This window comes from Anaerolinea thermolimosa, from assembly GCF_001050195.2.
Lineage (GTDB): Bacteria > Chloroflexota > Anaerolineae > Anaerolineales > Anaerolineaceae > Anaerolinea > Anaerolinea thermolimosa.
Window position 1 is genome coordinate 1517885 of record NZ_DF967965.1, and the last position, 19527, is coordinate 1537411.

Genomic DNA, 19527 nt, shown 5'->3' on the forward strand with positions numbered 1-19527 from the left:
TTTCCTCTATACCGGCGGGGTATTCATCCCCAATTCATCATCGAAAGCTGAAATCTCTCTTAATAATTGAAGTGTCTCCTGCGCGTCTGCTTCGCTCATTATGTTAAGAGCAAAACCAGCATGGATAATCGTATAATCTCCTACCTTGGCTTCTGGGACGGCCTCCAGGCACACTTCTCGGATTGCACCTCCGAAATCCACTTTCCCCATCCGAACCCCCGTTTCATCGGAGATCTCAATAATCTTTCCCGGGATTCCTAAACACATCCGATACCTCCTCAGTGTGAGTTAACTTCATTTGAGTTGCTGCAACCATGGCCTGGCCAAGAGCTATCCCGCCATCATTGGCAGGAACACGTCGGTGAACCAGAACGTCAAAACCTTTATTTTCCAGCAAATTTACGGTCTTCCCTAGCAAGAATCTATTTTGCCACACACCACCACTCAGAGCTACTGTTTTACAGCCCACCTCTCCAGAGATCCACCGACAGACACGCTCGATCATCTCAGCAACTCCATTATGAAAACGTGCTGCCATTGTAGGAATGGGAACTCCATGGTGCCAATCTGTAATTAATTGCTCCCACATGGACAGAGGAATAATCTTACCATCAGACAAATCGAAAGGGTAACTACCCTTCTCATTTGAATCAACCAGAGCTTCCATTTCAATCGCGGCCTGTCCCTCATAGGTCGCCACCTGCCGAATACCCATGAATGCAGATACAGCATCGAACAATCGGCCCATGCTGGAGGTAAGCGGTGCATTGATCGCACGCTCCAGTTGCAAACGAAGGATAGTACGCTCTTCTTCACAGAGAGCACCTGCAGGAGGAAAGTTCATTTCCCATTCCAGCCCATATTTCCACAGATAGGATAGGGCCATCCTTGCCGGCTTTCGCACAGCCAGATCTCCTCCGGGTAATGGAACATAATCCAGGTGAAACTTCCGTTGATATGAGGCGTATCCGCCATAAAAAAATTCTCCCCCCCAGATGGCTCCATCAGCCCCATATCCTGTCCCGTCGAAAATGACACCAATGACTTGCCCTTGATTATCCCAGGCATGATCAGCCAGACAGGATGCCAGATGCGCATGATGATGTTGCACAGCAACAATAGGTAACTTTTCTCTGCTGGCTCTGTCCTGCGCATACCGCGTTGCAAGGTAATTCGGATGAAGGTCACAGGCAATGAGTTCTGGCTTAATCCTGAAAAGACGCTCGTAATGCTCAACCCCTGTTTCAAAAGAGGTATAGGTCTCCAGATTCTCCATATCACCAATATGATGGCTGAGGAATGCATATCGACTACGTGTCAGGCAGAATGCATTTTTCAGTTCTGCTCCAACCGCTAAAGTAGAAGGAAGGTTAAAAGGCAGAATCACTGGATCAGGCGCATAACCCCGTGCTCTTCGAATCGGATAAACCTGTTCACGGAAGACAGACACTACCGAATCATCGACTCTGGTCTGAATGCTCCGATCATGGACTAAGAACGCATCTGCCAGTTCTCTCAATCGGTGCATGGCATCTTCATCATCAAAGGCTATAGGTTCCTCACTCAAGTTTCCACTGGTCATGACCAGCATCTCAGGGAATCCTGCTTCCGGTTCAAGTAAAAGTAAATGGAGCGGTGTATAGGCCAGCATTACCCCAATTTCGCTCAAGTTGGGTGCAATCTGTTCAAGAGCCAGTCTACTCCCCGTCCGAATCCTGGCTAATACAATCGGCTTCTCTCGAGAGGTTAATACTTCACGCTCAACCGGAGTAAGGAGGCAATGGTTTTCAACCTGGACCAGGTCAAAGGCCATCAACGCAAAAGGTTTATCGCTGCGTTTTTTTCTGGATCTTAAAATCTCGACTGCCTTCGGGTTGGTCGCGTCACAGGCCAGATGGAACCCCCCTAGCCCTTTTATTGCAACAATCCTGCCGTCCACCAGCCATTTTCTCGCGGCTTGAATCGCCTGCTCACCTTCTGCATGTTGGCCATCTTTCTCAATGAAATACACTCTGGGGCCACAATCCGGGCAGGCAATGGGTTGAGCATGAAACCGACGATTTCGTGGATCTTCATATTCCTGCCGGCAAGCTCCACACATAATAAAGGATGCCATGGTGGTGTTAGGGCGATCATAAGGAATATCCCTGATGATGGTAAATCTCGGGCCACAGTGGGTACAATTGATAAAAGGATATCGATATCTTCGATCCGAAGGGTCAAACAATTCACGCCTGCAGTCAGGGCAAATACCAACATCAGGAGACACCGGAAGAAATTCCCCGGGCTGAGGGAGACTGGATAGAATAGAAAAAGATAAATACTCTCTTACAGGAATGGGATCCACTCGAACCTGATCAATTCGCGCCAAAGGAGGAGCATCCTGTCGAAGAGAAACCAGAAAGCCCTGAAGTGCGCCTTCATCTCCAACCACTTCAATTTCAACCCCGCTGGAAGTATTTTTTACCCAGCCGGTCAGATGATTCTTTTCTGCCAGAGTAAAAATGAATGGCCGGAATCCAACCCCCTGAACAATACCACCCACATGGATGCGGAGCGCTTTCTTTTCAATCTCCATGGCCAATGAAATGGTTTCTTTGGGCAATCAGCCAGTGGCACCATTTGCTTATGCCATCCCCAGTGGCACAAGACACCGGAAAACTGATGACCCCCGGATTAAGGATTTGTACCCCCTGTAAAAAATAATCCATCTTAAACGGGATATAGGGTAACAAATCCATCTTATTAATTACCAGAACATCCACTCCCCGATACATAGCCGGATATTTATACGGTTTATCATCTCCTTCTGGAATACTTGCCACAAGAACATTAAGGTGAGTACCCAGTTTAAAGGATGCCGGGCATACCAGATTGCCAACATTTTCGACAATGACCAGGTCCAGGTCATTTAAAGGGAGCTGATTCAACCCCTCTTTCAACATCACCGCATCTAAATGGCAATCTCCGCCGGTATTGATTTGTACAGCAGGCATCCCTGCAGCAAGAATCAGGTCAGAATCGATGGTTACCGGCGCCGTATCCCCTTCAACCACCCCTAATCGAAGTATATTTTTCAACCCCTCTATCGTGCGTAATATAAAACTGGTCTTCCCAGCTCCCGGGGAAGCCATTAAATTAATTGAAAAAACACCTGCCGCATTTAATCTCTGGCGGTTTAGCATGGCAATTTGATCATTAGCGCTGAAAATCTGTTCCACAACCGGAACCCGTTCCTTACTCATAACGCCTCTTCTTTCTCAATGAGAATGCTTTCTACAAAAAATTCCTCACCGCTCAATATATCTATACGCATACTCTCGCATTGGGGGCAAAGCGTCAATTCTCCTTTGAGGATAAACTCATGCCCACATTGTTTGCATCTCAATTTGGCCGGTAAACGCTGAAAATGCAGTCTGGCACCCTGGCATAGAGTATTCTGACTGATGATATCCCAGTAAAATTGCACCGAGTCGTCCACAATACTTGATAGTTGACCAATGGTAAGATAAATATCAGTAACCTTCGAGGCCCCGTTCTCGTTAGCGTGTTTTTCGCATATAGCAAGGATGTTTTCGGTTACAGACAATTCGTGCATAGGGCAATTATAATACCGATAAGATGCTATTTATCCATTTTCGTTTCCGGCTTCACCGCTAGGTCTCCTGTCAACTCTCGAATTACCTCAAACAGATGCAATCGAGTGGTCAACAGGCGACTCGCCGCCACATTTGCAATTCTGCGCATAATAATATACCCGGCAACCTGATCGTCATCACAATACTGCCGAAGCATGTCCGAATCAAAACAGAGTAAACGACAGGCGGTTAAAGCTCGTGCAGTATCCGTCCGCTGTCTTACAACCGGTGTAAGAACCGACCATCCGATTACATCTAAAGGTTCGGCTCGAAAAATTGAAACCGTTCCATAACCCGGAACGTGAGTTTCCAGAAGGATCTCTCCCTCCAGTAAAATATACAGGCAATTTTCTGCATCCCCCTCTCGAAACAACACCTCTCCATCCGCCAGTTCACGCAGCTTTGCGATGATAGCAAGCTTCTCCAGAGCAGCCCTGGAGAGCTCATTGAACCAGGGGATGCGCTGCAAGGTGTTTATAACCGGTGCCTGTGATTCCATGATAAGCTTTTTACAACGATAAGTCGTCCATGCGAAGTGTTGTCCGTCATACCTGTGACCGAAAAAAGTCACCCGATGAAAAAGAGGGCGTTTGTTCGCCCTCTTTTGCCTCTCAAGCAATGACCGGCGATGCAGGTATTTCTTCATGCATCGGACAAACCCCTGCCGGACACACTCCCAGTCGAATATGCGCTTCCACTTCAGCTCTGAAATGCTTGAGAATATCTCGAATCGGCGTTCCGGCCGTCTGACCCAGCCCACAATTGGACAACTGGTAGAGGTTATCACTTAAATCCAGCAGCTCCTCAAGATCTTTTAGCGCTCCCTGTCCCTCGGAAATTCTCTTTAGCAGGTACCAGGCTCGTTCCGTACCTACCCGGCAGGGAGTACACTTTCCACAACTCTCACGCCTGAAGAAATTCAGTAATACCCTGGCGAGGTCAACCACACAGGTATCTTCATCGCAAATCAAAAGGGCTCCAGAACCAAGTGATACCCCCGCCCGGGCATACGAGTCAAAATCCATCGGGGTGTCCTGTAAACTGGCCGGGATGACAGAGCCACTCGATCCTCCGGTCTGTGCCAGTTTAAATGCCCGGTTATTTTTCATTCCTCGTGCATAAATGGCAATCACCTCGCGCAATGTAATCCCCATGGGTACTTCAATTAACCCGGTTACATTAACATTGCCCAGAACAGTATACACTTTAGTGCCGGGGCTGGACGGAGTTCCAAATTGCCTGTACCACTCTGCACCGTGCCGAATAATCGCCGGTACATTGGCCAGCGTCTCTACATTATTGATGAGGGTTGGCTTTCCCCAAAGACCGTGAGTGGTAGGATAGGGTGGCCGAATACGTGGCTCGCCACGTTTACCCTCTATGGATTCCAAAAGGGCAGTTTCCTCTCCGCAAATATACGCACCAGCCCCCGAATGGACATGTATGTCAAAGTTGAAAGAAGTTCCAAATATCCCTTTTCCGAGGAAGCCATACTCCTTTGCCTGTTCTATGGCTTGGATCAACCTTTCCTGAGCCAGGGCGTACTCACCACGGACGTAAATGTAGCCTTCATCTGCCCCCACCGCGAATGCAGCAATGGTCATCGCCTCAAGAATACTAAACGGGTCTCCCTCCAGAATCACTCGGTCCTTGAAGGTGCCAGGTTCACTCTCATCGGCATTACAGATCACATATTTCTTGTCCCCATTCGCCTTGGAAACAAAACTCCATTTCAAGCCGGTCGGGAATCCCGCTCCCCCACGCCCCTTCAGACCAGATTTCTGAATTTCTCCAATCACATCCATCGGGGTCATTTCGGTCAGCACTTTTCCAAGCGCCGCATATCCATCGTGGAGGATATAATCCTCGATGCTGGTCGGGTCGATCAGCCCCGCTCGTTCCAGGACAATCCGCTGTTCAGCCGGAACCGTTCCCTTTCGTGCATTTAACCAGGCAATCCGGCCGCTTAATTCCCGCACCGAGGCCTGGAATTCAGGAATGACTCGTCCTTTGTATAAGTGCTCCTCAACAATAGCATGAACCTGGTCCACCCCAACTGGCCCATAAGTCACTGCTTCCGGGTAGATGATTACCAGCGGGAAAACATCATGCCTCCCGATATCTCCAACCATGGAAACTGTAACCTCATCTTCCAGGCCAAAGGCTTTGATCTCCGCCTGAAACCGTTGGAAAACTTCCTCGGCACCGTGCAACATACTTTGAGGATCACTGGATACAAGCACCATGGAACGAAAAACTTTCATCATATCCTCCTAAGCATAGCGGGCGAGAATTTCAGGGATCATGTCGGGTGTAACATTTCCATACATATCGTCATCGACGATGAGCACTGGGCCAACTCCACATACTCCCAGGCAACTGACAGTAACCAGAGTCCATTTTCCATCAGGGCTTGTTTGCCCGGGTTGTAGATGGAGTTCTTCCTGCAAGCGCTGCCAGACCTGGCGACCACCCACCACATGGCAAGGAGCGCTTTCACAGAAGCGGATCACATGTTCACCCATTTCGTCTGTTGAAAGCATCTGATAGAACGTGGCTACCGAAAATACCTGGCTCTTGGGAATCTGCGTCAATCGGGCAACCTCTTCAAGTGCGTACGAAGGAAGATAACCCATTTTCCGATTGATCTCATTGAGTATTGGGATCAACTCTGCGCGACTCGCACCATGTTTCTCAACCACGTTTTTAACAAGCTCATTGATCGATTCCTTGAGAACAATCAGATCGCTCATCATTCTCCTCCAGGGTGATACATGATCTCGTGCAATACTTAAAGATTCAGCCCGGCAGGCAAATTACCCCCGGGCTGTAACTTCCCTAGTTGATCACGATGGCATTGAAATTGCAAACTTGCATACAAATGCCACATCGCACACAGATATCCGGGTCGATCTTGTGGGGTTGGCGCCGCTCACCAGAGATAGCACTGGTCGGGCAGTTCCGGGCACAGACGGTACATCCCGTACAGACATCCGGTTGAATTTCATAGGAGATCAACGCACGGCATACTTTAGCCGGGCAACGTTTTTCATAAACATGAGCTTCATATTCGTGCCGGAAAAGCTTAAGCGTACTCTCAACCGGTGTAGGAGCGCCCTGCCCCAGCCCGCAAAGACTGGTGGCTTTAATCCAGGTGCACAACTCTTCCAGTTGTTCAATATCTCCATCTCGCCCTTTACCTTCACAAATCCTGGTCAGGATTTCCAGAATTTTACGGGTACCAATTCGGCACGGGGTACACTTTCCACAACTTTCTTCCTGTGTGAAATCCATGAAGAAACGTGCAATATCCACCATACACGTATCTTCATCCATTACCACCAGACCACCTGAGCCCATCATGGAACCCGCTTTTGTTAAAGATTCATAATCAATGGGCAAATCGAGAAATTCTGCCGAGAGACACCCACCCATGGGGCCGCCGGTTTGGATGGCCTTAAACCCTTTATTATCTTTGATGCCCCCACCCACATCATAAATAACTTCGCGCAAAGTAATCCCGAAAGGCACCTCGATTAACCCGGTATTCTTCACGTCCCCGGCCAGAGCGAAGGTCTTTGTCCCTTTAGATTTTTCAGTGCCCATACTGCTGTACCATTCCGGGCCACGCAGGATGATCTGAGGGACATTCGCATACGTCTCAACATTGTTAACGTTGGTAGGCTTCATCCACAAACCGGCCACTGCCGGGAAAGGTGGCCGTGGGCGGGGCTCACCCCGTCTTCCCTCAATCGAAGCCATCAGCGCTGTCTCTTCACCGCACACAAACGCGCCAGCCCCCATACGCACTTCGAGGTCAAAGCTGAAGTCTGTTCCAAGGATATTTTTCCCAAGGAAACCAAATTCTCGTGCCTGTGTAATGGCAATGTTCAAGGTCTTGACTGCGAGCGGGTATTCTGCGCGGCAATAAATATAACCCTGCCGTGAGCCAATCGCATACGCCGCAATGATCATTCCCTCAATGACCGCATGGGGATCGCCCTCCAGAACACGGCGATTCATGAAAGCACCCGGATCACCTTCATCCGCATTGCAAATGACATATTTCACATCACCCGGGCTTTGCCTTGCAAACTGCCATTTTCTACCGGTTGGGAAACCCGCCCCGCCTCTACCTCTCAGACCCGATTGAAGCACGGTGTCTATTACTTGCTCCGGTGTCATCTCGGTCAGGACTTTTGCCAGAGCCATGTAACCATCTTCAGCAATATAATCCTCAATGTTATTCGGATCTATAACACCACAGTTACGTAGCACTACCCGCACTTCTTTGGGCTGAGGCGGACGTAACTCCTCGTCTCGGACAAGCCTTTCCTGAGCACGGAATCGTTCTACAGGTCGCCCTTTAAGAAAATGCTCTTCGACAAGATAGGGAATATCATCCGGCGTAAGGTTGGCGTAATGGATCCCCTCAGGATACACCATCATGTCGGGCCCATAAAAAACGGGGTCACCAATCCGCGAGGTTTCCAATACCTGAACTTCGTCAATTAGCCCTTGCGCCACCAGCTCATCGTGAAGCGCATCGATTACTTCGTGTGCCCCACGTTTTAAACATTCAGGATCGACAGACACCAGTACATGGGATCGAAAAAAAGCCATAAAACACCTTCTAGCCCGCTGTAATGATCGGGTGAGACTTATCCAGAAATCTACCCGGTTAACTCTCGATAACGTAATCTTTCACAATTTGCCCACCAACCACGTGTTCTTTCATAATCCGCCGGGCAGCATCAGGATGAACCCGGCCATAGGTCACTTTGGGTTGATCTCCTTTAATCACCTGAACAATGGGTTCAAAGGAATCCAAACCGATATTCCCCGTTTGCCGGACAACAATACCGGAAAGATTCTCTTTTTCAATATAATCCAGGATTGCTTTCAAAGTCTCACGCGCACCGGCGGCAATTCCCACAGTGCCCATTCCAACCACAATTTGCACTTCGCCAGAAGCCGTCTTTACCCGGCGCTTTTCCAGCGCCTCTTCTCGAAGCCGTTTCAAATCCTCAAGCGATTTCACCTTGTCCATGCGACTCTCCTGCTTGATTCGAAGTTATGACTGACCTGCCTGTTGCACCCTCGCGACCCCTTTCTCCAGGGTTTCACGTAGGTAGGCGATAATAGCCGGTTCAGTAAGAGGAATATCCTTAAGTTCCTCTTTGATCGGCGCATCATCGAACTCAAAGGTTTCCCCATCTACCTGATAGCGAAATACCCAGTGTATCTCAGGGCATCCCACAACCAGGGTAAGTATTGTCTCAGCCAGGTTTCCCAGGGGCATTCGGTCTATATGGCTGCGTTGAAAAACGACATCAATCCGCGTTCCTACCCCCGGTTTGGATTGAATGGTCAAATCACCGTTGCAGGCTTCTGCCGCCGCTTTTAACAACGGGATTCCCAGCCCCACGCTGCGGGTAGTTCGGGAGGTTACAAACGGATCCGTTACACGCTGTAGGGTTAACGCATCCATTCCCACACCATCGTCCTCTACAGTCATACTCAGACGATCTACCTGGCTATCTTCAATAATCGTTATGGTAATGTTCCGGGCTCCAGCCGATACGCTGTTATGCGCAATATCCAGCAAGTGAAGCGCTAGCTCTCTCAAGGTTATTTTCCGTCGTTTTCCTGTAATCCACGGACTATCTGAGGAAACTTATTCGGACGCACCCGTCCGTGAGTATCTTCATCAACCACTACCACAGGTGCCTGACTGCAAGCCCCAACGCAGCGACATAATTCCAGGGTAATCAACCCATCACTTGTGGTTTCTCCGGGCTCTATACCAAGTACCTGCCGTGCTTTATCAATCAACTGAGGAGTTCCTCCCACATAACAGGCCGTTCCCATACAAAACTTAATCGTATGCTTTCCGCGGGGTTTGGTTGTGAAGAAGGAATAGAATGAGACCACTCCATGGACCGCAGAAACAGGGACATGCAAGTGGTTGGCAATATAAAGTTGCATCGGTTCAGAAATGAAACCGATTTGGCTTTGCACCTCGTTCAGGATAACCATCAAACCACCGGGTAAATCCTTATTTTGTTCAAGGATCTGGTCGATAATGGCCCGTTTTTCAGGCACTGCTACCGGATCATTTTCAGGTATAGTGATCTGCTTCAACATTGGATCTCCAGCGGAATAAAATAAACTTGATAATTTGACTTAAATTGTAAGAAATACCCTTATTTAACCTAAATGAGTTTACCCTCCCACCCTTAAAATGGTCAATTATCAAATGTCACCTTAAGTCTAGAGGGTTGTCAATTTGGATAAAGTTATCGGAATTTTTCGGATCACTCTTTTAGAACCCGATGACTGCGTCCGTCTATTCCCAATACCGCTCGGCGTATCTCATCCACGGTAATCTCTTCTAAGCTCAGATCATTTAATCCGCGAATGTCTTCTAGAAAATGGGCATCCCCATCCTGGATCAGAGGATACCCTTTAAGTGCCGGAAAGTCTTGATAAGCTTGCTCCGGAGTAGTGTGAAGTGAAATTTCGAGCATCTCTATCGGCACATCATCTGGCACCAATCCGAGAATGGCAAGTAAACCATTGGCTTTCCGGTTTACATGCGCCGGGATCATCAAACCACCCAGCCCATATACAGCCTCCCACGCCTGACGTAACGTCCACTGCGTGGAGGTAAGTAAAAGACGATCTTCCCGACGGATAAATGCTCCCGTCTCATCTACCACGAATTGTTCACCAAAATATTCAACGTTATTGGGAATCACCGGTAACACCCGATCCACCATGGCCTGGAATGCCAGACTTTGTTCCAGCGAATCGAAGAGACACACCACATGCACTTCTTCGATAGTCTGCAGCTCCATACCCGGCAAAATGGTAACCTCGGTTCCTTGAGCTGCCCTTTGAACTGCCAGGATATTTGCAGAGGCGTTATGATCAGTAATAGCCAGCAGGCTGATTCCGCGTTCTATCGCCGTCTCAACAATCAACGGAGGAATCATCTCAACATCGGCACACGGCGAGAGCACCGTATGAACATGAAAATCAGCCCGTAAATGAATCAAAGTGAACCTTTTATGGATGAAGATTGCGCATCAACCGCTGCGCAGCCCAAGTTGCCAGAGTAACCCCGCCACTTCAAAGCTGGTTTTCGGGGTCGAGAAAATAGTCACTCCCTTTTCATTTGCCCGGGAGATAGCCGCAGGATCGAGCAAGGCATTTTCGGTTACGATAATGGCCGCAAGCTCCAGTAATGCCGCCACAGCCACAATATTCACATGGGCTTGCAAAGTGACCCAGATTCCCTGACGGGGTGCACCAGACATTACACAACTTAACATATCCGATACATATCCTCCCGTCGGTACAACTTCACTCAAGTCGTGGCTATCGGTAACCAAGGTCAGGTCAAGTTCTCTGGCTATTTGATCAAGGGTTATCATGTATGCTCCTTTATGAGCTTGAATGTCCTTCGCCTACGGTATTTTCAGGTTTCATGAACAATTTCATGCGCAAACGTGTTCCTTTTCCCCATGTTGATTCCAGCTTCATGCTATCCACACAGCGTTGGATGTTCACCAACCCCATACCAGCACCAAAACCAAGCTCACGAACTTCATCCGACGCGGTGGAGTAGCCCGGCCGCATGGCCAGCTCGACATCTTTAATCCCCGGGCCGTCATCGGTTGCCTCAATAGATATTTGGTGCGGCTCTATTTCTGCTCGAATAACCCCTCCATTGGTGGTGTGAATAATCAAATTCATTTCTGCTTCGTAAACGGCAATGCCACAACGACGAGCAATCTGTGGGTTCGCCCCTAAGCGTAAAAGCGCCCTTTTCAGATTACTTGAAGCCGCCCCACCATGAACAAAATCCCGGGGTTTAATGTTATACCTGAGGATCAAACTGGTTCGATCCGAGACAATATCCTCAAATAAATGGCTGGCCCGGTACCGGCGCACTTCCTCAATCTGATAATCTTTCTGGAGAGCCTGGAGTAAACCCAGAGTGATATCACCTTTGGTTAGAATCCCGAGCAATCGTCGCTGCGCGTCCACCACCGGTAGCCGACCATGACGTGTGGTAACAAATAATTTCAACGCCTCCACCACCGGATCCGTATGAGAGATGGTAATGGGGTTGGCTGTCATGTAATCTTTTACCTGTGCATCAAGGTCATTGTTCGTCAGACAGCGAATGAGATCTTCCAGACTCACCACCCCACATAAAACCCCATCCACCACTACCGGCGCTCCCGAAATTCGTTCGGTTCGAAAAAGCTCAAGCGCCTGATGCATCTTCATATCAGGCGCCAGGCATTTAACATCTCGGGTCATCACCTCTTCTACTTTAAGCTCGTAAGCAAGCTCTTCAGTACGGGTGATATATTGAGCTTCCTGATCAGTGATCGGACGTCTGGATAATTGATGGTCGTCCATAAGAATTTATGTGACCTACCCACAATCACAAAAATCGGGGTCCACCGGCCTCTCCAGGCTTTTTACTCCAGAGTTGTAAAGCCGTCCACAGACCTCAAACATTCCAAAAGGGGTAGAAACAAAAGGTATGCCCTCTTGATTAGCCAGATTGATCGTTTCGGCGGGCGGGGTCTTTCCCCGAACCAGAATAACCGCGGCCACTTCCGCCATCTGCGCCGTCCGAATCACCTGCGGATTGCACAGGCCTGTCACCAATACTGCCTCAGGTTGGATTGCCGCTAATACATCGGACATTAAATCTGCAGCAAATGCTCCCTTAACTTCTCGGTTCAGGTTGCTTTGTGGGGTCAACAAAACCCCGTTTACAAGGTGAATCAATTCATGGATGTTCATCATTCCTTGCCGCTTGCCAGAAAATCTTATTACAGGATCATATAGTTTTTATGGTGTTTGTCCCATATCTGGTTGGTTTTTGATTGCTTGCCACATATGGTGATAAAAAGTTGTAAATCAGGCAGATTTGCCCCCATATGTGGGGTTTCAAAAGTCGCCCACCATTTTTAGGACAGACACTTTTTATGATCATCATTTTACCGCAAGAAAATGAACCTCGGGGTCATTCAGAACTATGTAATCCAATATTAAGATGCCCTCTAAAAATCAACGCCTCAGCCAGAGAACGAGATGTGTTAAAATACCTCGGGAATGGAGCGTTTATTATGAAAAATGTCATTCAACCCGTAAAAGGTACTCGCGATTTTTATCCCGAACTCATGGCCTTACGGAACTGGCTCTATGGGAAAATCCGTGTGGTGTCAGAACGTTTTGGATACCAGGAATACGAGGGGCCATTCATCGAAAAAATAGAACTGTATGCGGCGAAATCTGGCGATGAGTTAGTAAATCAACAATCTTTCGTTTTTCAGGATCGTGGGGGTGATCCAATTACCCTTCGCCCCGAATTAACCCCCACCCTGGCCCGCATGGTGGCTCAACGACAGAATGAACTGACTTTTCCATTACGATGGTGGTCATTTGGCCCCTTTTGGCGTTATGAACGCCCCCAGAAAGGCCGAACCAGAGAGTTTTTCCAGTGGAACATCGATTTAATCGGCGTTAACACACCTGAAGCGGATGCAGAATTACTCCAGATTTGTGCCAATTTTTTCCGGGAGGTTGGGCTCGGTCCCCAAAAAGTGCGCCTGTTGGTTAACAGTCGTCGTTTGATGGATCAACAACTTGCAAAACTTGGATTGGAAGGTGATCTCAGACGGGCGGCTTTTCGTTTAATTGATCGCATGGATAAACTCCAACCCTCGGAATGGAACGACTACGCACTTAGCCAGGGGCTAAGCATAGCGCAGCTGGAAGGAATTAAAAACCTGCTGTCAAACGACGAGGGGTGGCATCAATCTGAAGAGTTATGCCATGTCTTTGAACTCATCCAGCTGACAGGGTTGGCAGATTATATTCGTTATGACCCTCATATCATTCGGGGATTAGATTACTACACTGGTATTGTCTTCGAAGCCAAAGATTTAGATGGTGGTCGCTCCATTTTAGGGGGTGGGCATTACGATAACCTTGTAGCAGCAGTCGGGGGGAACCCGCTTCCGGGTGTGGGATTTGCTATGGGTGATGTGATGATCAGTCTTGTGCTCGAAAAATATGGTCTCATCCCCCCGCTTCCACAAAACCCCGCCCAGGTGTTGGTAACCGTCTTCGATGAAAGCCGCCTTGCCTCATCATTTGCTCTGGCGATGCAACTCCGGAATGCAGGGCTTAACACTGTTTTTTATCCCGAGGCTGCTAAATTACCCAAACAATTCAAATATGCTGACCGAATTGGCGTTCGCTTTGTAGTAGTTTCAGGCCCAGATGAGGAAGCTGCAGGCGTTATAACCCTCAAAGACCTTCTTTACCGAACTCAAGAGACACTGACCGTACCCTCAGCCGTTGAGAAAATTCGCGCATTGCTTGCGGTTGGTCAGGGATTGTGATAAAATCCCTTCGCGTCAGATATGGTGGCTGTAGCTCAATGGCGGAGCGTCTGACTGTGGATCAGAAGGGTGTGGGTTCGACCCCCATCAGCCACCCCAAAAAAGACCGGCGATCAAACTCGCCGGTCTTTTTTCAAGATAGAGATTTTTTACTTCTGGTTCTTTGTAATTCGTATTCGGGAACCTGGCGGGAAAGCAGGTCGAGAGAGATGTCAATCACCTCCCGTGCTTCATCGGGAGTCGTCGTACCAATGGTCACCATATCCACCGGGCGAATGGTGTTCCACACGAATGCCAGTCCAACCACAGGTAACAGCCGCCCGGCCGCCAGCGGTTTAATAGTCATCACGGGTTTCTGAGCATTCCGTATTATGTTCATTACCCAGTCGGCCTCAACTTGCATCAAAAATCCCGCGGCGTTATAGATTTGAATATAAGTGGCAACATCGGCGCCGGTACGATCGGCGATCACTACCGTCTCTGGCATGTGGGTGGATAAACCTGGAATCATCCCCCTTTCCCGAATCATGGCAGTGTATTTCCTAATATCCCGAATGACTCCATCCCTGCGGTCAAGTAATGCATCTGTCACAGCCTGATGGGGCATACAGAATGTCGCTCCATATTTGGCACAAATATCAAAAACATATTCCGGTTCGTTATCTGCCGGACCACCTGGCGTAATGTTAAACCAGGGTGTATAAATTCGGATAATCTTTTGTCCCACCCTCTGTTCAGCTTCACGTATTGCTTCTTCAAGTAATGGATTAACCGGACCCATTACGGCATCCACGCCACTTTCCAGGAAAACTGCCAGAATCCGGGCAATGCTATCTCGTGACTGATACCCTTTGATGAACTTATCCTTCGCAAGGCTGGTATGAGAATAACCCAGGAACCAGTTCGTACCCACAATTAAACGGGGCAGGCTGATCCCCTCTACCTGAGTCCGCGGAAAAGCGTCCATATCTCACAACTCCCTTCGCACAATATAATGCGCCAATTCTTCCAGCGCAAATCTCTCTTCGCATTCTGGTAAGTTTCTTAACTGACACAACCCATTTTCAATGAACCGCACAGCTTCTCGATAACTCAATGAAATGGCTTCGCTGCGACGAATTTCCTCAATGAGATTTTCAAGCCGATCTTCTTCCTGGATACATTCACCATTCAGCAATCTTTGAGCGGCAGGGTGGTCTGGAAAAGTTTCGGCAAAGAGAATAGCCGGTAATGTGATAATTCCCTGACGTAAATCACCACCAACTGGTTTTCCCAGAGCATCTTCCTGACTCACGAAATCCAGTATATCATCGATGATCTGAAACGCCATGCCAATGTTATAACCAAACTGTCCCATCTGCTCCACGATGGATTGATCAACCGGACTGATTAAAGCCGCAGCCTTTGCCGATGTTTCAAACAACGATGCAGTTTTGGAGTAGATTCTGAAGTAATAACTTTCCCGGTCAGCCTTGCATCGTGTCGAAAAGAGTTGAGAAATTTCTCCATTCACAATTACCGAAAGAGTATGGGAAAATATTTTCATTACTGGAATGGAATTCGTTTGAGCCGCCATATTTGCGGCTTTGGCAAAAATAAAATCTCCTGTGAGGACCGTTGCCCCTGGTGACCAGCGGGAGTTCAGGGTTGGCATTCCCCGCCGTAGCAGAGAATTATCGATGAGATCATCATGTACCAGGGTTGCCGTATGGAGTAATTCAATCGCGGCTGCCAGAGATAATAAACTCTCACGATCGGCATGGAGCATTTTACCAATTAAAACTGTCAACGCAGGACGAATCCGCTTCCCTCCAGCAGAAAGCAACAAATGCAGTGCCGATCGTAAATCGGGGTGATGATCATCCGCCTGAGCGCGCATTAAGGCTTCCACAGCCTGGATGTCATCCTGTACGGGAACAATAAAAGGAATAGTAGTATTCAAGATCAAAGCTCCAGGGCAAATAGCCGGGCAGCGTTGTGCGTGGTAATCCCGGCTAGTTCTACAGAGTCTATTTTATGAATTTCAGCAACTTTTTCACTCACATACCTTAAAAACGCAGGTTCGTTTCGTTTTCCTCGAAAGGGATGAGGAGGAAGATAAGGAGAATCGGTTTCCAGTAAAATAGATGATAAATCCAGACCACTGACAACAGTACGACGAGTCAGCGCATTTTTATAGGTTACCGGCCCGCTAACCCCTATCAGAAAACCCAGCTCCACAGCTCTTCTCGCTTCTTCTACCGTGCCATCAAAGGAATGAAATACTCCAGCCCGCTCAGAGAGATATTGGGCACCCTTTCGATTCTCGTGCAACCACCGTTTTAAGAGGTTCCATAAATCATCGAAGGAAGCCCGTTGATGTAAAATCACCGGCAATTGAACATCCAGAGCCAGATCCAGTTGTTCGCGTAAAACGCCCTGTTGCAGTTCATGTGGAGTCCGATCCCGATAATAATCCAACCCAATTTCCCCAATCGCCACCACGCGAGGGTGTCTGGCCAGAGAGGAAATTTCTCTCGCCACCTGTTGATTCCATTGGCCTGCCTCTGAGGGATGGATTCCAACCGCAGCATATACCCCTGGGAATCGCTCAGCTAATTCCACCGCCCGGCGACTCGTCCCAATGTCAATCCCTGGTACTAAAAAGAACGACACTCCTGCTTCCAACCCTCGTTCAATCACCAGGGATAGGTCATTCTCAAAAATGTTAAGGTTCAGATGGCAATGGGTGTCAAAAAGACTTTCCACAGACTAATCCAAACCTGCTATCTTCAAACCATCTGCCAGGATAGCGGCTACACGATCTTCCTGAGTGGTTTCACAATAGACTCGCATAATTGGTTCAGTCCCCGAAAACCTGATCAACAACCAGCCACCATCTTCCAGTGTGAACTTAAAACCATCCGTGGTATTTAATCCCGTTACTTTCAACCCTCCAATCGTTGCCGGATGGGCCGAAAGAATTCTCCGCTCACGCTCTGATCGTTCCCCTGTAAATGAACGATCCACACGATCGTAAAAATGCGGCCCGACCTTGCTGAAGAGTAACGCCAGAAGCTCCGAGGGCCTTCGCTTTAGCCGTACAATCATGTCCAGGATAAACAACCCGGCAAGAATACCATCTCGCTCTGGGACATTTCCCCGAAAAGCATACCCACCAGATTCTTCCCCGCCAATCATCGCGTTCGTTTCGAGCATTTTCGGGGCCACATATTTAAATCCCACACCCGTTTCATAAACCGGCACATGATAAAGCTTTCCCAGTTTCTCCAGCATTCCTGTGGTCGAGAGGGTTTTAACAATCGCTCCACGTTCACCCCGAACCTCGAGCAAATAATAAGCAAGAAGGGCGTAAACCTGAAGTTGATTTACAAACCTTCCATTTTCATCGCCAACACCAACCCGATCCGCATCTCCATCCGTCACGATAAGAACATCAGCTCCAAGATCCACTGTAGTACGTAACCCTACATCGATGTTTGGTGGGATTGGCTCCGGGCGCTTCATCTCGGGAAATATGGGATTCCTCGTGTTGTGAATTTCCACCACCTGGGTTTTTCCACCCTCCAGTAAGCGAGGGAACCATCCTGCACCATTTCCCCACATGCAATCCACCACAATTTTTAAACCGGCCTGGCGGATCGGTTCAAGATCAATGAGCTGTTCCAGGTGGGAAATATAATCCGGTGCTGGATCAAAGCGGCGAATCCATCCTTTTTCCTCAGCTTCAGCCGCATTCATTCGGTTTACAGAGGATACATCATCCGGAATTAAGCTTTCTATTTCTTTTAACCCTTCCGGATCAATGGCTCCACCAAATTCATTCCGCACCTTAAAGCCATTATCCGTTGGGGGGTTGTGAGACGCGGTAATATTAATCGCGCCCGCAGCATGGTGATGAACTACTGAATAAGCAATCACCGGCGTAGGAGTGGCACCATCCGTCAACAGAACTTTCATTCCATTCCCAGCAATGATTTCAGCCGCTGCCAGAGCAAAATTCTCGGAGTGGAAGCGTTTATCATACCCGATGACGATGGTCTCTCCCTGCTTCCCATGATTCTTCATGTACGTAGCAAACCCCTGGGCACATCGACGTACATTATCGAAGGTGTAATCCTCAGCAATGACCCCTCTCCATCCATCGGTTCCAAAATGGATTTTATCTGACATAGCCTCTCCGATATGTGAGAAATAGAACGATTTATGTTATTATATCAGGGATTAATCGGTAACCAAAATGGTTGTATTGTTTCTCAAAGTGCTATAATCACCGACCGGAGGTGAAAATGGCGGTGATGGAAAAAGTTTACCTGGATTTTGCGGCAACAACCCCCCTTGATGATCGAGTATTCCAGGCAATGCTTCCCTATTTCAAGGATTTTTTTGGAAATCCCTCCTCTGTGCATGAATTTGGTCAGGTTGCAGAAGGCGCGGTTGAAAATGCCCGTGAAACTGTAGCCAGATGCCTCAATGCCTCGCCGCGGGAAATCGTTTTTACCTCATGTGGAACAGAAAGCGATAATTTAGCACTTCGAGGGGTTGCCTGGGCGCAACGGAAAAGGCATGGCTTTTGTCATATTCTGACCACTCCAGTCGAGCACCATGCCGTCCTGCATACGGTCAACCAGCTTTCAGAGCAGGGGTTTGAGATCGAATTTTTACCGGTCGATTCCACGGGAATGGTTGACCCGGAAGCCGTTAGGAGCCACCTTCGAAGAGATACCGCCCTGGTTTCGGTTATCTATGCAAACAACGAGATTGGCACCATTAATCCTGTTGCCGAAATAGGGCTGGTTTGCCGCGAGAGAAATATCCCCTTTCATACCGACGCAGTCCAAGCCGCAGCTCACCTGCCCATTGATGTTCTTCGGGAGCATATCGATCTACTTTCCATTGGAGCGCATAAATTTTACGGCCCCAAAGGTGTTGGAGCCCTGTATATCCGGCAGGGAACGCCCATTGAACCAGTCCAGACCGGTGGGAAACAGGAAAGTGGGTTACGTGCTGGAACCCACAACGTGCCGTACATTGTTGGGTTAGCTGAGGCCCTACAAATTACCAAAAATGAATTGCCAGTCCATAGTCGTCGTTTTCTGGAAATGCGCGATACCCTCGTAAATGGCATTCTTCAAAACATTCCCCAGACTCGGTTAACCGGGCATCCCCGCCAGAGGCTTCCCAACCATGTCAGCTTCGTTTTTAAAAACCTTGACGGTAACCGCCTCCTTATGGCCCTTGATGTCGCCGGTTATGCCTGTTCATCCGGTTCGGCCTGTAAAACTGGAGATCCCCGTCCCTCCGAAGTTCTCACCGCGATTGGTCTCCCTGAAGAATGGGCACTCGGGTCATTACGAGTCACCCTTGGTCGATCCACCACCCCTCAAATGATTGAAGCATTTACCGGCATTCTCCCGGAATTAATCCGAAAACAGCGATCCCTATCTTAAGTG

At 48.5% G+C, this 19527-nt stretch carries 21 protein-coding genes and 1 tRNA gene; 3 read left to right on the forward strand and 19 right to left on the reverse strand.

Annotation, left to right across the window (positions count from 1 at the left end; all coding sequences use genetic code 11):
* Positions 1-6: 6 nt before the first annotated feature.
* From ATHL_RS06900 to ATHL_RS06970, 15 genes are all read right to left on the reverse strand, one after another.
* Positions 7-267 carry a HypC/HybG/HupF family hydrogenase formation chaperone gene (locus ATHL_RS06900; protein WP_062191347.1) on the reverse strand — a complete coding sequence of 87 codons (261 nt, stop codon included), beginning with the start codon at positions 265-267 and terminating at the stop codon, positions 7-9.
* Positions 236-2578, reverse strand: coding sequence for a carbamoyltransferase HypF (gene hypF, locus ATHL_RS06905; protein WP_062191350.1), 2343 nt, complete (start codon positions 2576-2578; stop codon positions 236-238). Before hypF ends, ATHL_RS06900 begins: the two co-directional genes overlap by 32 nt.
* Positions 2568-3221, reverse strand: coding sequence for a hydrogenase nickel incorporation protein HypB (gene hypB, locus ATHL_RS06910; protein ID WP_236822345.1), 654 nt, complete (start codon positions 3219-3221; stop codon positions 2568-2570). Before hypB ends, hypF begins: the two co-directional genes overlap by 11 nt.
* Before the next feature lie 20 nt (positions 3222-3241).
* Positions 3242-3598: a hydrogenase maturation nickel metallochaperone HypA gene (hypA, locus tag ATHL_RS06915; protein ID WP_062191356.1), complete on the reverse strand. Its 357-nt coding sequence runs from the start codon at positions 3596-3598 to the stop codon at positions 3242-3244.
* A 26-nt stretch (positions 3599-3624) separates the two neighbouring features.
* Positions 3625-4284 (reverse strand): cyclic nucleotide-binding domain-containing protein, encoded by a 660-nt coding sequence (locus ATHL_RS06920; protein WP_084001242.1) that lies wholly within the window; start codon positions 4282-4284, stop codon positions 3625-3627.
* Positions 4250-5905 carry an NADH-quinone oxidoreductase subunit NuoF gene (gene nuoF / locus ATHL_RS06925; protein WP_236822346.1) on the reverse strand — a complete coding sequence of 552 codons (1656 nt, stop codon included), beginning with the start codon at positions 5903-5905 and terminating at the stop codon, positions 4250-4252. Before nuoF ends, ATHL_RS06920 begins: the two co-directional genes overlap by 35 nt.
* Positions 5906-5911: 6 nt before the next feature.
* Positions 5912-6391 carry an NADH-quinone oxidoreductase subunit NuoE gene (gene nuoE, locus ATHL_RS06930; protein ID WP_062191365.1) on the reverse strand — a complete coding sequence of 160 codons (480 nt, stop codon included), beginning with the start codon at positions 6389-6391 and terminating at the stop codon, positions 5912-5914.
* Between the two features lie 85 nt (positions 6392-6476).
* Positions 6477-8261 (reverse strand): NADH-quinone oxidoreductase subunit NuoF, encoded by a 1785-nt coding sequence (locus ATHL_RS06935; protein WP_062191368.1) that lies wholly within the window; start codon positions 8259-8261, stop codon positions 6477-6479.
* Positions 8262-8319: 58 nt separating this feature from the next.
* The gene (locus tag ATHL_RS06940) at positions 8320-8688 is read right to left on the reverse strand and encodes a (2Fe-2S) ferredoxin domain-containing protein (protein ID WP_062191372.1); all 369 of its coding nucleotides are present in this window, start codon (positions 8686-8688) and stop codon (positions 8320-8322) included.
* A gap of 24 nt (positions 8689-8712) precedes the next feature.
* Complete coding sequence (locus ATHL_RS06945; RefSeq protein ID WP_062191375.1) at positions 8713-9267, reverse strand: ATP-binding protein; 555 nt, start codon at positions 9265-9267, stop codon at positions 8713-8715.
* A gap of 2 nt (positions 9268-9269) precedes the next feature.
* On the reverse strand, positions 9270-9785 hold the full coding sequence (locus ATHL_RS06950) for an NADH-quinone oxidoreductase subunit NuoE family protein (protein WP_062191378.1): 516 nt from the start codon (positions 9783-9785) through the stop codon (positions 9270-9272).
* A 170-nt stretch (positions 9786-9955) separates the two neighbouring features.
* Entirely contained in the window at positions 9956-10699 is a 744-nt protein-coding gene (locus ATHL_RS06955; protein WP_062191382.1) for a PHP domain-containing protein, read from the reverse strand.
* 30 nt (positions 10700-10729) lie between these two features.
* Entirely contained in the window at positions 10730-11077 is a 348-nt protein-coding gene (locus tag ATHL_RS06960; protein WP_084001244.1) for a DRTGG domain-containing protein, read from the reverse strand.
* 10 nt (positions 11078-11087) lie between these two features.
* Positions 11088-12074 carry a CBS domain-containing protein gene (locus ATHL_RS06965; protein WP_062191387.1) on the reverse strand — a complete coding sequence of 329 codons (987 nt, stop codon included), beginning with the start codon at positions 12072-12074 and terminating at the stop codon, positions 11088-11090.
* Between the two features lie 15 nt (positions 12075-12089).
* Positions 12090-12470 carry a DRTGG domain-containing protein gene (locus ATHL_RS06970; RefSeq protein ID WP_084001245.1) on the reverse strand — a complete coding sequence of 127 codons (381 nt, stop codon included), beginning with the start codon at positions 12468-12470 and terminating at the stop codon, positions 12090-12092.
* A gap of 323 nt (positions 12471-12793) precedes the next feature.
* Between ATHL_RS06970 and hisS the strand changes: the two genes are divergently transcribed.
* Positions 12794-14074: a histidine--tRNA ligase gene (gene hisS / locus ATHL_RS06975; RefSeq protein WP_062191393.1), complete on the forward strand. Its 1281-nt coding sequence runs from the start codon at positions 12794-12796 to the stop codon at positions 14072-14074.
* A 24-nt stretch (positions 14075-14098) separates the two neighbouring features.
* Positions 14099-14173: transfer RNA gene (locus ATHL_RS06980), tRNA-His, on the forward strand.
* Between the two features lie 34 nt (positions 14174-14207).
* Here ATHL_RS06980 and ATHL_RS06985 read toward each other — a convergent pair.
* From ATHL_RS06985 to ATHL_RS07000, 4 genes are read right to left on the reverse strand one after another with little or no spacing between them, the layout of a single operon-like run.
* Positions 14208-15041 carry an aldo-keto reductase family protein gene (locus ATHL_RS06985; protein ID WP_062191396.1) on the reverse strand — a complete coding sequence of 278 codons (834 nt, stop codon included), beginning with the start codon at positions 15039-15041 and terminating at the stop codon, positions 14208-14210.
* Positions 15042-15044: 3 nt separating this feature from the next.
* Positions 15045-16016, reverse strand: a complete 972-nt coding sequence (locus ATHL_RS06990) for a polyprenyl synthetase family protein (RefSeq protein WP_062191399.1) — start codon at positions 16014-16016, stop codon at positions 15045-15047.
* A gap of 2 nt (positions 16017-16018) precedes the next feature.
* The gene (locus tag ATHL_RS06995; RefSeq protein WP_062191402.1) at positions 16019-16822 is read right to left on the reverse strand and encodes a TatD family hydrolase; all 804 of its coding nucleotides are present in this window, start codon (positions 16820-16822) and stop codon (positions 16019-16021) included.
* 3 nt (positions 16823-16825) lie between these two features.
* A complete protein-coding gene (locus ATHL_RS07000; protein ID WP_062191405.1) occupies positions 16826-18247 on the reverse strand; it encodes a phosphoglucomutase/phosphomannomutase family protein in 1422 nt (473 codons plus the stop codon).
* A gap of 125 nt (positions 18248-18372) precedes the next feature.
* On the opposite strand from ATHL_RS07000, the gene ATHL_RS07005 reads away from it, so the two are divergent.
* A complete protein-coding gene (locus ATHL_RS07005) occupies positions 18373-19524 on the forward strand; it encodes a cysteine desulfurase family protein (protein WP_062192345.1) in 1152 nt (383 codons plus the stop codon).
* The last annotated feature ends 3 nt before the right edge of the window (positions 19525-19527 follow it).